The sequence below is a fragment of the Rhodococcus sovatensis genome, from assembly GCF_037327425.1.
Lineage (GTDB): Bacteria > Actinomycetota > Actinomycetes > Mycobacteriales > Mycobacteriaceae > Rhodococcoides > Rhodococcoides sovatense.
In genome coordinates, this window is sequence record NZ_CP147846.1 from 5,453,755 (window position 1) to 5,466,693 (window position 12,939).

A 12,939-nucleotide genomic window follows, 5' to 3' on the forward strand; every position below is an offset into this window, starting at 1 on the left:
GCAATTGTGCGCGCAGGCAGCCGCACCGATTATTGCGGTCATTCAACTGAACTACAGATTTCTTTCCTCGAGTTTGTGAAGCCGTATCAAACCGGGGAAAATCACCGATTGATCCCGTCAGAGCGTCCGTGGGATTGACCTTCGTGAAATTATGTTTACACTTCATAAAACCAATCACGAATGAATGTTTCGCTTGTGTTACTGCTCCGGGCGGGTAGCAACTGACTGTGATGTGAACGCAGAGATCAGCTGCAACGCAGTTAGATTCGACAAAGAAGTAGGGGTCACCCCATCGATCGGCAACAAAGGTCGAATGATTGTCGATTCACTCCGTCGCGGGAACTCTCATGCGCAACCCCACGGGTCGATCGTGAGTGTGGTAAACAAACTGGGTCGGTGTAATCATTTTGTGATGTGACCCACTCGGCGAGTCGCTTTCCAGATGGCATGCGAAAATTTGAATGCTTGAGCCGCGACGAAGTTGCAACCGGGTCCCTCATGTCAGTGACGACGTGTCGTGACCACAGTTCATGGACCAGAGGCAGTCGACACAAGCTCAAAGGCAGAAGTGAGGAGGGGGCTGGTGGCAACCATCGGAACGGTGCAGCAGACTCCACGCGGGGGTCGTACTGACAAGGCCCAGAAGCCCGCGGAGAGAGACAACCAACTTACTTCGCGACGGGTGTGGGAGCGTCAATACGTCGACAGGCTCAGGGTCACTGATGTAGTTGTCGTGATTGGCGCGGTTGCGGCTGCTCAGTTCATCCGCTTCGGTGAGCTTCAGGTCGACGGCGCCAAAGCGTTTGCTGGCTACTCCGGCGTCTCGCTGGCATTGGCTCTCCTCTGGATCGCGTTTCTCTCAATCTTTCGGACGCGTTCGCCACGTGTCATCGGAAACGGCGCTGAGGAGTACCGCCGCATCGTCTCTGCGACCTTCCGTCTGTTCGGCGTTATCGCAATCCTCTCGCTGCTTTTCAAGGTCGACATCGCGAGGCTGTATCTCGCAATCGCCCTTCCAGTCGGTCTGGTGGGACTGTTGACCAGTCGCTGGCTCTGGCGTAAGGGCGTCTCCAAGCAGCGCAGTAATGGCAAGTATCAAACCGCGGTCTTGATCGTGGGAAGCCGCAAGGCGGCGGTGTCGATGGCCAAACAGTTTGAGCGCTCACCAGCTGCTGGGTACAGCGTGGTCGGCATGTGCTTGCCTGGATACGAACCGGACCGGGACGCAGTCTTCCTCGATGGGTCTGAGATTCCAGTACTGGGTGACGAGTACAGCGTCGTCGAGGCCATCGAGATCTCCGGAGCGGACACGGTCGCCGTGACGGCCACAGAACATCTCGGTACCAAGGGCATTCGCAAAATGATCTGGGACCTGGAGAAGAAGAGCGTTGATCTCGTGGTCGCCCCCGGTGTCGTCGATGTGGCAGGCCCGCGATTGGTTATGCGACCGGTAGCCGGATTTCCCTTGATCCATGTCGAGAAGCCGCAATACAACGGAGCGAAGCGCTTCAGCAAGACTGCCTTTGACATCGTATTCGCGTTGGCCGTCTTGCTAGTGATTTCACCGATCCTGCTGGTTACCGCACTCGCCGTTAAGCTGACGAGCCGTGGCCCAGTCTTCTACCTATCGGAACGTATGGGCATTGATGGTAAGCCCTTCGCGATGATTAAGTTTCGCAGCATGGTTCAGAACGCCGACAGGCAGGTAACGTCCTTGCTCGCCCAGAACGAGAGCGAAGGCGGAGTTCTGTTCAAGATGCGTGATGACCCGAGGGTCACGAAGGTCGGAAAGTTCATGCGGCGTTTTAGTGTCGATGAGTTGCCACAATTCTTCAACGTTTTGAGGCGCGAGATGAGTGTGGTGGGCCCGCGGCCGCCGCTTCGTCGTGAAGTAGAAACATACGACGGCGAAGTGCGTCGTCGACTGCTCGTAAAGCCAGGAATCACCGGCTTGTGGCAGGTTAGCGGTAGATCCGACCTATCTTGGGAGGAAACAGTGCGGCTCGATCTCTCTTATGTTGAGAATTGGTCAATGGTGGGCGACCTCCTGATAATTATGAAAACGGTGAAGGCAGTCGCAGGAAGCGACGGCGCTTACTGAACAGTGCTACGTATCCATCGGCTCGCCCAGTTTCAGCTGGCCAAACCCAGGCTTCAACAGCATGAAGGTACAAGAATGACCTCGAAAAGCGTTGCCATAATCGGGACTCGTGGCTATCCAAGTTACTATGGCGGGTTCGAGACGCTCGTCCGGCGTCTTGCACCTCACCTAGCTCAACAGGGATGGGAGGTGTCGGTGTACGGCAGAAAGGGCGCAACCAGAACTGACGACCCGTCCCTTGACACACGTGTACGATCAATAATCACCCCGGGTGTTGAGTCAAAATCGCTATCTACTCTGTCCAGTGGACTTACCGCGAGTGCGCACGCTGCATGGATTCGTCCCGACGTTGCACTAATATTGAATGTGGCAAATGGCTACTTCCTCCCGGCCCTCAAAGCCCGGAGTATCCGCACCATTGTCAATGTCGACGGTATGGAGTGGGAGCGCGAGAAGTGGGGCCCGTCTGCAAAAAAAGTATTTTACAATGGTGCGAGGCTTACAGGACGGTTCGCGGACGAAATAATCTGTGACTCACTCGAAATAAAGCGTCGATGGCATAAAGAGTTTGATCGCGAAGGCCTGTTTATTCCATATGGCGGTGACGTGCCGGCCGAGCGAAACGATATTGGCGGTTACAAACCAGGAAGCTACGCGCTCATGGTTGCACGGTTTGTACCTGAAAACACTGTTGCAGAGTTCATCTCAGCGGCTGAAGTTATCAGCCTCACGCACGATGTCGTGATTGTCGGAAGTTCTGGCTATGGCGGCGTATTAGAGGATCGAGTCCGCCAGCTCGCTGAAGCGTCTCCACGGGTGCATTGGCTCGGCCATTTGAGCGATGACCGTAAACTCTTCTCTCTTTGGAGCAACGCCGGTGCATATTTCCATGGCCATAGCGTGGGTGGCACCAACCCGGCCCTTGTTCAGGCGATGACGTGTGGTGCGCCGATCGTCGCAAGAGATACCGTGTATAACAGAGAAGTTATGGGGACAACGGGAATCTTCTGCCCGCCAAACCCCGCCGAAATTGCCAAGTCGATACTCGCGCTGCTTGCAGACAGCGAGAAACAGAAAGTCCTAGGGGCATCGGCGATCGAAAGGGCGAAGACATCTTATTCATGGGGGGACATATGTCGGAAATATGAAGCCGCGTTGGCCTCTGCGGCAATGAGTAGTGGCGGTCAATACGCATGACGATCTCAGAACGCCTTACTAGTCGAATAATCACCAAGGTTAAAGGCGAAGAGTACACGGTCGACCCTAGGATAGGATCCGACTATCTCCTTCGAGAACTCGTCCGCCGAGTGATTATGGGTGTTCGAGGAGTAATTCGATTCAGGCGGGCCACGGCAGCGCCTTTCGTCGGACGAAACGTTAAGTTGCGGGCAAAAAGCAAGATCTTCGTACATCAGGGCGTCTCGTTCGCTGACGGGGCATACATCGACGCAATGTCCACTGATGGAGTTCGGCTGGGAAGAAATTCCACCGTCGGCAAGTACACTCGAATCGAATGCGTGGGCAGCCTAAAATACCTAGGACGCGGACTGATTGCTGGAAACAACGTGGGATTGGGTACCGATTCCTTTTACGGGTGTGCTGGTGGGATTGAAATCGGCGATGACACCATTATCGGAAACTTTTGTTCATTCCACTCCGAGAACCATATCGCAAGTTCTCTCGATGTACCCATTCGAGAACAGGGAGTTAGTCATAGCGGCATCGTAATTGGAAGAGGGTGCTGGATTGGTGCACGTGTCACGATCCTCGATGGAGCGACAATTGGAGATGGCTGTATCATTGCAGCCGGGGCTGTCGTGACGGCTGGTAGATACGCGGACAACTCTATCTATGGTGGGGTTCCTGCGAAACTCTTGAAAGCGCGTTGAGATGAAGGCATCCATGTCTGTATTAATTTCGCACCCTTCTCCTGACCTATATGGATCCGATCTCCAGCTATTAGAGACCGTCGAAGCCCTAGTAGCTGACGGTCATACGGTGCGTGTTGTGCTCCCCGCAACGGGTCCACTGGAGAGTCGAATAGTAGCTCGCGGCGCATCAGTACAGATTTTTGATTTTCCAGTAAGCAGAAAATCGCTTCTGAGTATCACGGGAATCCCCGTATATATACTCAAGAGTGTTGTAGCAGCATTCAAGATATTTCGGATTCTTCGGAAAATCAGGCCAAATGTTGTATACGCAAACACATTGACTACTCCAGTTTGGTTTCTATCGGAACTTTTAGCCGGAACCCCGGTTATATGTCATGTCCATGAGGCTGAACAATCGAACCAGAGAACGGTAAGGTATGCACTACTTCTTCCTCTGACTCTCTGCCGAACGATCATTGTGAACAGTAGGGCGTCCCGCGAGGTGATTGTAACGTCGCTTCCGCGCCTAGAGAAACGTGCGAAAGTGGTGTATAACGGAATTCCTCACGATGACAAAAAACCCCCGTCGGCAGCACCTGAGGGCGGACACTTCAGGCTGGCACTCGTCGGTCGTTTGTCGCCGAGAAAGGGTACCGATATTGCATTGGAAGCCGTTGCCCTCCTCATATCTCAACAATATGACGTCTCTATAACGCTGTATGGCGATTTCTATCCAGGCTACGAATGGTTCGACGCAGATCTCAGGGAACGCGCTGCGCGACCTGACCTTGCAGGTAGAGTCCATTTTGCCGGGTACGTCAAGGACGCCCGAGCTAAGCTTGCGGACGCTGATATCGTGCTGGTGCCATCACTTGCCGAACCTTTTGGAAATGTTGCCGTTGAGGCCCAGCTTGCGAACCGACCCTTGATTGCATCACGAGTTCAAGGACTGTCGGAAATAGTGACTGACGGCGAGACCGGCACCCTTTGTCAGCCTGGGAACGCAAAGGAACTGGCAACAGCGGTGTCTCGATTAATTGATAACTGGAGCTCGGCATTGCGAATGGCGGAAAATAGCTACAGTAGCGCCGCGGAACGCTTTGGAGTAGAACGCTATCAGGCTCAGGTTCTCCACGAGGTTTCATCGTTGGCTGTCGCCCCCCGGCGCTCAAGCGTTCTCCAAATTTTTGACGGGAGAAGGTCGTGACCGAGAATCACGTTGGATATCCAGTAGTCGAGAACGAAAGTTCGACCAAGCGGTGCATCTCTGTCGTGATGGTCACCTACAACAGTCGAGATCTTCTGAGCGAAAGTCTCAAACCATTGGTTGATGCGAGTGAGTTCCAGATAATCGTTGTTGACAATGCATCTCACGATGGCACTGCCGACCATATCAAGAAGACCTACCCTTCTGTTCTCTTGATACAGAGTGTGGTCAACCTGGGATTCGCAAAGGCGGTAAACATCGGGGCAAAGGCAGCGCTGGGTGACACAATCGTTCTCCTGAATCCGGACGCCATTGTGGGCATTGATAGCATCATGAGTCTGGATAGTACCCTGAAAGAATCAACTCAGATCGGTGTTGTCGCGCCGCTGCTAGAGCATCCTGAGCTCAACCTTTCGGTACGCGAAGCGGGTATGCAGCCGTCATTGTGGCGGATCTTTTGCCACTATTCGGGTCTATCTAGAGTTCTTCCTCAACACAGTTTGTTTCGAGGACTATATGTCTTGCGGCGGGATCACTTTTCCTCGACGGACGTCGAGTGGGTCTCGGGTGCTTGTATGGCGGTGCCGCGTGCAGTGTGGACGAGGGAGAATGGGTTAACCGAACGATGGTTCATGTACGCGGAAGACGTCGAGTTTTGCATGCGAGTTAGGCGATCTGGACTCCGTGTCGTGCTGTCGTCCGAAAGTTCTGGCGTTCATGGGCTCGGAAAAAGCAGTAGTGTGGCAGACAAGGCGCCTGGTACTGAGTGGATGGTGAATCTTTACGAACTTTACAAGTCGGATATTGCGAGTTCTCGGATTCAGAACATCGGTTGGAAGTACGTCTTCGCTGTCGGCATGCTCACAAGAGCTATTGCGCACGGTGTACGTGCCGTTGTAAGACGTGAGAACTTCAATTCAGACCCGAACTACAAACGGTTCATGTTCTACTCACGCGAAATTCTTCGGGTCAGTTCGGCGGTCGGGAAATGAACATCTTGGGAACGTCGCGCCGGGTTCAGAGTCGGCGAGAGACGCGGTTCCTAATTTTTGTCGTCGCCGCTGTGTTGATCTTGACCTTCGCTGTGCCAATATTTTTGGGACAGCTTGCGGCCCTGGTGCTGATTGTTGCTGTTGGATTATTCTCACTATCCGTGCTGCACCCTAAATTCGCTATGGTGCTGTGGCTTACTATAAGTTGCTTCGTGCCCTTCTGGGTAGGAGTAGACAATCCGTTCTATCTACCTGCCAGTTCACTGGCTGGGTTGCTAGTACTTGGGGGTGCGTTCGCAAAGAATCCATGGAAACTATCCGGTATCGACATTGGCGTTCTTCTTATCTGCGCGATATGTCTTGTGTGCGGGATTGTGGGTTTGTCTCGCCCAGGTGATGTGACAAACGTTATGACTCAATGGCTGCTATCGTTCGTGGTTGGTCGACTGCTGCTCCAGCGCGCTGGTGTTCAATTCACCTACAGGGCGATTGCCATAGTATTCACCGCTGCGGCAGCATGTGCAATCATCGAGTTTTCGCTGGACTGGAACCCGTATTACAGCTGGGTGATTGACAATACTCAGTTCTTGGCTTGGGGCCATGAACAAGAGCGCGGTGGGATTGTTCGTGCAGAGTGGGCATTTGGACACTCTATTGCATTGGGTTGTTCGTTGGCGATGGCTATCCCTATCGTTCTGGCGTGTGATATTCGGGCGGGCTATCGCGCCATGATGGTAACGGTATTGTTGGCAGGTACTGTCGTTTCCTTTAGTCGATCTGGAATGTTGAGTGCAGTCTTAGCCGTGGTTTTGTCGCTGCTGTTCTATGCCGAGCGGGAGCGGACACGGGGCAAAGTTGCGCTTGTGTTGGTCCTCGGCGGGGTCGCGTGGTTTGCGGTTCCTCAGATCCTTGCCGTGTTTGCCAAAGAGGGCCGCGGCGCGACCATATCTGCTGACTACAGAGTCACGCTTATAGATCTGATTCCATCGATGAATCCGCTCGGTTTGGCGTCAGGATACACAGAGCCATCCCAAGGGGAGTTCTATTTCCAAGGGTTCAAGTCGATTGATAGTACCTTCGTTCTTCTTGGCGTGAGTTTTGGCTATTTGATAGCAGCAATGGCTCTATACGGTTGTGGATGGCTAATCTGGCGGGTCGTTCGCCGTACTTCTATGGCGCCCGCTATAAGTCTGCTAGCTGTCGTTCCAGCGTTGTTTACGGTTGCTCTTATAACCCAGTTCGGGTCTATTGTTTGGTTTTACTTTGGGATGGTCTCATTTCTAGTTTGGGAATCCAGGAATGTACGTTTAGTGGCTTTAAGCGGCGGTATTTTGCACCCCGCGGGACAAGATCGTAAAAATTTCAGTCAACTAAATCCAGAAACCGCAGCGGGAGCAGCAGATGGAAGATAGAAAAAGAGTGCGCGTACTAGTGCTCTGGGCCGATCCCGATGCGGAGAACCTGGGATTGCAGGCCTTAGCCGCCGGCGCACGCTTGGCTGCGACGGAAATCTGGGGACCGTGTGACGTAGTGTTTCATACCCACAACACAGCCGGTACACCGCTCACGAGACTTGCGGCCCAGAGAGATTTGGCAGGCAGGCGTGGTGGAATGACTGAATACTTCAAGACATTTAACGTCATCCTGGACACCGGTGGCGGTGACAGCTTCACCGATATATATGGATTGCGGCGGCTATTGCTAATGAAGTACGTCCGATACGCCGCAAAGAAAGCCCGTAGGCCCGTGGTAATGACGCCTCAGACAGTCGGTCCATTCGAAACTCGTGTCGGTAAGATGGTTGGGAAGTCGATGCTGCGCGGCTGTGCATTCGTTTGCACACGCGATCCTGAGAGTGCTGCTTATGCACGGAAGCTTGGTCGGCAAGCTGATGTCGAGTCGACGGACATGGCGTTCGCTCTAGGAAAGTTGAGGCGAAGCCAGCTATACGATGTAGTAATCAATGTATCCGGTTTGCTTTGGAATCCGAATCCGCATGTCGACTATTTGGGCTACCGGTCAAGTGTAATCGAACTGATCGAAGAGTTGTCTAAGCGCGGACGAAGAATTAGTCTTCTGGCTCACGTCTTGAGTTCGAACTTGATGGATAACGACGTCCCGGCTGTCGAGGCTGCCGCCTCCGCCAGTGGAATCTCTGTCGATGTGTTGATTCCAAGAGATCTTGCGGACGTCCGCCGCATATTGGCCAGTACGGAGGTGCTGATTGGTTCACGGATGCACTCTTCGATCAATGCTTTGGCAGTCGGTACGGTGGCAATACCGTGGTCATACTCCAGAAAGTTCGCGCCGTTGATGGCATCGATTGGTTGGGACTGCACTGTCGACCTAAGGTCGGGTCTCGATCCGGTGGCCGAGACGCTTGGCCTACTGGGAAGCACGAACTTCGGGAATTTGCAGGAGTCAGTCTTGTCAGTCAATGACAGGGCAGACGCTATGATTCGGTCCTTTACCGGTTCGCCGAAATGGTCCTCAATCTCGGATGCCATGAATGGTGCGTCAGTGTGAGTCGCCGAGCGCGCTCGAAGACGAGCGATCTTGAATGTATGCGGTCGTCGGTTGTTGGCCGGGTGGTCGCGCACATCTATCGGCGAGTGCCGTTTCGTTCCAGTGTGCTTAGGATGATAGTGCGGCTGGAGGGGGGAGACATGTATTCGCGGAGCCTAAGAACCGTGCTGGCTCATCATTTCGGTGTTGTTGCAGGCGAATTTAGCTATGGCTCCCTTCTTCAACCAGGCAACGCCGATGAGCGGTCTGTACTTGGCCGCTATGTATCGGTGGGTCCGGGTGTGAGGCGGATAGGAGCCGCTCATCCGCTCGACCATGTAAGTATGCATCCCTTTTGGTATAACGCAAGGCTGGGCTTTGTTGACGATTCGCAAGACGTCGCTCGGACAGGTTGCGTCATTGGTCATGATAGTTGGATTGGTGCCAATTCGATAATTCTGCCGGGTTGTAGGTCAATCGGAGTCGGCGCGGTCATTGGGGCCGGGTCGGTGGTTACCCGGGACGTCCCCGCATTTGCTGTTGTTGCAGGAAACCCAGCGCGCGTGCTGCGCTTTCGGTTCGAACCCGAGCAAGCTGCGCGAATTTTGGATAGCGAGTATTGGACGTTGGATCCCATAGAGGCACGCCGGCTACTCGATTCCTATGCTGCCAATGGCGAAACACCGTAAGGGCCGCGCCGTCATCACATCGAATTCTGCAGGTCCGTCAATGGGATCGCCTCTGCTGATTTCGGTCAGTCGTGTGACGATAATGATCATCGCCCTTGGAACGGCACCCATGATATCGAGGGAGCTTGGACCGGAGGGCCGCGGTGTGTATGCGACGTGCCTGGCTGCATTGAGCCTGTCGCCCGTCGTGGTGGGATTAGGCATTCCGATGGCTGTTCGGCGTTTGGCTTCTGTCGGAGAATTTGCCCCGGTTGTGAGGGTGTGTTATCGGATAGCGGGGCTGCTGGTCAGTCCTGCATTCGCGATTGGCGCTGTCGTTGCAATCTTCCTGCTGCCCGAGATAGCAGGTGTAGATCGAACATTGTTCTTGGTGGCGATGGGTGTGTCTGCGCTGTTCGTTGTCGTTCTTTGCGTGCAGAGCGCGCTGATAGCGAAGCAGCGGTATCGTAGCATTGCGGTCCTGCAGTTTGTTCAGCCCGGTGTAACGGCTTTTTTCGTTATTTTCTTTTGGCTATTCTCGTCATTGTCGATTAGCCATCTTATGTTGGCTTACATTGCTGGAACCGTAACCGCGGTCGCCATTTCGCTTGGCCAGATTCGCGTATCCGTTATAGGCCCACGATTGTCTATGATTTCAATCGGACGTGAGGGAATAAAGTACGCTGGCAGCCAGATCGCGGAGACCGCTAGCAATACAATTGTACTGTTATTCGCCGCAGTCGCGATGGGTGCCCTGCAAACCGGACTACTATCAGTGGCAATGACCTTGGCCGCCATCCCGCTGGCTGGAGGCTATGCCGTTGGCTCTGCAGTCTTTAAAAACATTGCATCTGCGTCGCCCGATAGACTGCAGTATGTTCGAAGGCTTGCGATTCGAACTGCTGTATATGGCGGGTCGGTCATCGCTGTGATCCTCTCGATGGCAACGCCGATAGGAGTTCCGTTCCTTTTTGGAGCAGAATTCAGAGATTCAGTGTCGCCCGCTCTGATCTTGATTTTAGGATCTCCCCTACTCGTAGTGAATTATGTTGCTACTCAGGTTCTGGGAGCAGAGGGGCGCGGTAGGACAATGACTGTGTGTCAGCTCGCGGGAATCCTGGTCTCTCTGGTCGGCCTCTTCACGCTTTCGCCAGCGATGGGGGCAGTCGGTGGCGCCGTCGGTGTCTTGCTTGGATGGACAGTGACTATGGCCGGCAGTTTGGCTGCGCTGCGTGTGGGTCCGTCTGTACTTGTAATCGGTACTCGGGATATCAAAGCTTCATTAAAGCTCTGCCTGAAGGGTACTGTGTAGCCGTTTAATCTGCATCATCGCTGTCAACTTTGACGCGTACGCACAAAAGTCCCCGCTAGGGCACGCAAAGCCTTCATTCCGGATTGTCGTCCGATTCGAATGAGGTTGTAGCCTTTGTATTGGGGAATTCGCTTGCCGGCGACGCGCCGCCCGACGAGTCGTGCCGCAAGTGTCAGCTTACGTTCGGTCTGGAGGGGTTGGACCGCGGAGACGAGATCAAGCTTCAGTGGCGACCTGGTGATTATTCCGTCTCTCTCGGCCGCTTCGAGCAGTTCCTCGCCACGGACGGTGCGTGCGATCGCGACGGATCGACCGTCAGCATTCTCGAACAATGGGTAGCCCTTGCTGTCGACTTCCCAGTAGTCGCCAACTGCTATATCGGAATGCCCACCGGTGCCGTCCACGCAAATTTTGCAGCGCCACTGAACAGTTCGACCGAGGTGGGTCCCCCATGACTGGTCGTATGACATCGTTCTGGTGTCGCCGCTTTCGAGTTTGATCGTGAATTCGCCTGGCCATCCATTTCCGCGGTATCGTAGATGTTCAATATCATCTGCAGGCGCTTCAAGTAACTCTGCTAGCGAATCAGTCGCGAGTTGACTAGGTGTGCCGGCGCAGAAGAAAGACAAAACAATTGGACGCTGGTGGTCCTGCAGTCCGAGCGCGTCCCCAAGCTGCTTGATCGCTGAAGCTTCGCAAGGTTTACCAATCAATGCCGACGTCTGAAAATCGTCAATTTTCAGGTTTGTAAGGTTCGCGACCGGTGCGTACCTCGAACCGGCCGCAGTAAGCGCCTCGTCGCGAGTGGTGATAGTGAGTGGCACAGTTCGACGAGGATCTACTTTTGCTTCGGTACTGGCTACGACGGAACGAATTCTTCCTGTTGAAATTAGCCAGTCGGTCATGGCGGTGAGTACACCTGCGCTGCTGCCGGCTTCACGGATCTCTGGATCATTTGCCCAGGCGACCCAGCTTGACACGTACCCGCCGAAGATATCGCTGTTTTTTAACACTGCAGACTTGCTTGCGGTCATCGTGATTCCCGGGCACATGCTTTTGAAAGTCTTCGCCTCGTCAGCTCCTGTTTGATGGTGGGAATTTGAGCGAGCCACCACCGGACGCATGAAACCGTCGTTGCTTAAAGAAATGCTGACGCGATTGGAAACCAAGGCGCACCCGCCACATCCGCTGCAGTTGTCGTTATCGAGGACTCGCTTAACAGCAGATGCGAGCGGGTCGCTAGACAAAGGTTCGCTCCTTGGGGGGGCTCATGAGGAGATGCTATTTTGATTCAGTCTACGGTTCTGCGTGGTGCTACGCATCACTTGCTCTCTTGCGGCGCGCGTCACAGAGATTTGTCGGGATATATGTTGGTAGTTCGAAGTCGATCTGGGAGACTGCCGGGTATGCGGGGAATCATTTTGGCGGGCGGTACCGGGTCGCGTCTTCATCCGATCACGATGGGCGTGAGCAAGCAGCTTGTTCCGGTCTACGACAAGCCGATGATCTACTACCCGCTTTCGACGCTGATTCTGGCGAACATTCGTGACATCTTGATCATCACCACCCCGCAGGACTCGGAGCAGTTCCAACGTCTGCTCGGTGACGGCTCGCAGTTCGGCATCAACCTCACCTACAAGGTCCAGCACACCCCGAACGGTCTCGCGCAGGCGTTCGTCCTCGGTGCCGATCACATCGGGTCCGAGGGTGCTGCTCTGGTGCTCGGTGACAACATCTTCTACGGTCCAGGGCTGGGCTCGCAGTTGGGTAGGTTCGAGTCGATCGAGGGCGGCGCGGTCTTCGCCTACGAGGTCAAGGACCCCAGCGCGTATGGCGTCATCGAATTCGACGCATCCGGTCGGGCGGTGTCGTTGGAGGAGAAACCGAAGGTCCCCAAGTCGAACTATTCGGTGCCGGGTCTGTACTTCTACGACAACGATGTCCTGGCCATCGCCCGGGATCTGCAGCCGTCGGCGCGGGGGGAATACGAGATCACCGACGTCAACCGGCACTATCTCGATGCGGGCCGGTTGGCGGTGCAGGTGCTGCCCCGTGGGACGGCGTGGCTCGACACCGGCACCTTCGATTCGCTTCTCGATGCCTCCAATTACGTGCGCACCATCGAGCAGCGTCAGGGTCTCAAGATCGGGGCGCCGGAGGAAGTGTCGTGGCGTCGAGGGTTCATCAGCGACGACGAACTGCGTGAGCGGGCGGAGAAGCTCGTCAAATCCGGGTACGGGCAGTATCTGCTCGACCTTCTCGATCGCCGTCAGTGAGAAAAGT

At 54.5% G+C, this 12,939-nt stretch carries 10 protein-coding genes; 9 read left to right on the forward strand and 1 reads right to left on the reverse strand.

The window, feature by feature from the left end:
* Nucleotides 1–592 precede the first annotated feature (592 nt).
* From WDS16_RS25520 to WDS16_RS25550, 8 genes are all read left to right on the forward strand, one after another.
* Complete coding sequence (locus WDS16_RS25520) at nucleotides 593–2,101, forward strand: sugar transferase (RefSeq protein WP_422395864.1); 1,509 nt, start codon at nucleotides 593–595, stop codon at nucleotides 2,099–2,101.
* Nucleotides 2,102–2,176: 75 nt separating this feature from the next.
* Nucleotides 2,177–3,298 (forward strand): DUF1972 domain-containing protein, encoded by a 1,122-nt coding sequence (locus WDS16_RS25525; RefSeq protein WP_338888759.1) that lies wholly within the window; start codon nucleotides 2,177–2,179, stop codon nucleotides 3,296–3,298.
* 254 nt (nucleotides 3,299–3,552) lie between these two features.
* Nucleotides 3,553–3,990 (forward strand): acyltransferase, encoded by a 438-nt coding sequence (locus WDS16_RS28265; RefSeq protein WP_422395865.1) that lies wholly within the window; start codon nucleotides 3,553–3,555, stop codon nucleotides 3,988–3,990.
* A 13-nt stretch (nucleotides 3,991–4,003) separates the two neighbouring features.
* On the forward strand, nucleotides 4,004–5,179 hold the full coding sequence (locus WDS16_RS25530) for a glycosyltransferase family 4 protein (protein ID WP_338888760.1): 1,176 nt from the start codon (nucleotides 4,004–4,006) through the stop codon (nucleotides 5,177–5,179).
* Nucleotides 5,176–6,171 carry a glycosyltransferase family 2 protein gene (locus tag WDS16_RS25535; RefSeq protein WP_338888762.1) on the forward strand — a complete coding sequence of 332 codons (996 nt, stop codon included), beginning with the start codon at nucleotides 5,176–5,178 and terminating at the stop codon, nucleotides 6,169–6,171. The genes WDS16_RS25530 and WDS16_RS25535 overlap by 4 nt, the downstream gene beginning before the upstream one ends.
* Complete coding sequence (locus tag WDS16_RS25540) at nucleotides 6,168–7,583, forward strand: hypothetical protein (RefSeq protein WP_338888764.1); 1,416 nt, start codon at nucleotides 6,168–6,170, stop codon at nucleotides 7,581–7,583. The genes WDS16_RS25535 and WDS16_RS25540 overlap by 4 nt, the downstream gene beginning before the upstream one ends.
* Nucleotides 7,573–8,697: a polysaccharide pyruvyl transferase family protein gene (locus tag WDS16_RS25545; protein WP_338888766.1), complete on the forward strand. Its 1,125-nt coding sequence runs from the start codon at nucleotides 7,573–7,575 to the stop codon at nucleotides 8,695–8,697. The genes WDS16_RS25540 and WDS16_RS25545 overlap by 11 nt, the downstream gene beginning before the upstream one ends.
* A gap of 777 nt (nucleotides 8,698–9,474) precedes the next feature.
* Nucleotides 9,475–10,656: a hypothetical protein gene (locus WDS16_RS25550; protein ID WP_338888767.1), complete on the forward strand. Its 1,182-nt coding sequence runs from the start codon at nucleotides 9,475–9,477 to the stop codon at nucleotides 10,654–10,656.
* Nucleotides 10,657–10,679: 23 nt separating this feature from the next.
* Here the strand turns inward: WDS16_RS25550 and WDS16_RS25555 are convergent, their stop codons facing one another.
* Nucleotides 10,680–11,825, reverse strand: coding sequence for a Coenzyme F420 hydrogenase/dehydrogenase, beta subunit C-terminal domain (locus WDS16_RS25555; protein ID WP_338888768.1), 1,146 nt, complete (start codon nucleotides 11,823–11,825; stop codon nucleotides 10,680–10,682).
* 237 nt (nucleotides 11,826–12,062) lie between these two features.
* Here WDS16_RS25555 and rfbA point away from each other — a divergent pair, with 237 nt between their 5' ends.
* Nucleotides 12,063–12,932, forward strand: a complete 870-nt coding sequence (gene rfbA / locus WDS16_RS25560) for a glucose-1-phosphate thymidylyltransferase RfbA (protein ID WP_338888770.1) — start codon at nucleotides 12,063–12,065, stop codon at nucleotides 12,930–12,932.
* The last annotated feature ends 7 nt before the right edge of the window (nucleotides 12,933–12,939 follow it).

Excerpts from the sequence above, each read along its gene's own strand:
- WDS16_RS25530 (WP_338888760.1), top strand. The coding sequence starts at position 4,004 with ATGTCTGTATTAATTTCGCACCCTTCTCCTGACCTATATGGATCCGAT.
- WDS16_RS25550 (WP_338888767.1), top strand. The coding sequence starts at position 9,475 with ATGATATCGAGGGAGCTTGGACCGGAGGGCCGCGGTGTGTATGCGACG.
- WDS16_RS28265 (WP_422395865.1), top strand. The coding sequence starts at position 3,553 with ATGTCCACTGATGGAGTTCGGCTGGGAAGAAATTCCACCGTCGGCAAG.
- WDS16_RS25540 (WP_338888764.1), top strand. The coding sequence starts at position 6,168 with ATGAACATCTTGGGAACGTCGCGCCGGGTTCAGAGTCGGCGAGAGACG.
- rfbA (WP_338888770.1), top strand. The coding sequence starts at position 12,063 with ATGCGGGGAATCATTTTGGCGGGCGGTACCGGGTCGCGTCTTCATCCG.
- WDS16_RS25525 (WP_338888759.1), top strand. The coding sequence starts at position 2,177 with ATGACCTCGAAAAGCGTTGCCATAATCGGGACTCGTGGCTATCCAAGT.
- WDS16_RS25545 (WP_338888766.1), top strand. The coding sequence starts at position 7,573 with ATGGAAGATAGAAAAAGAGTGCGCGTACTAGTGCTCTGGGCCGATCCC.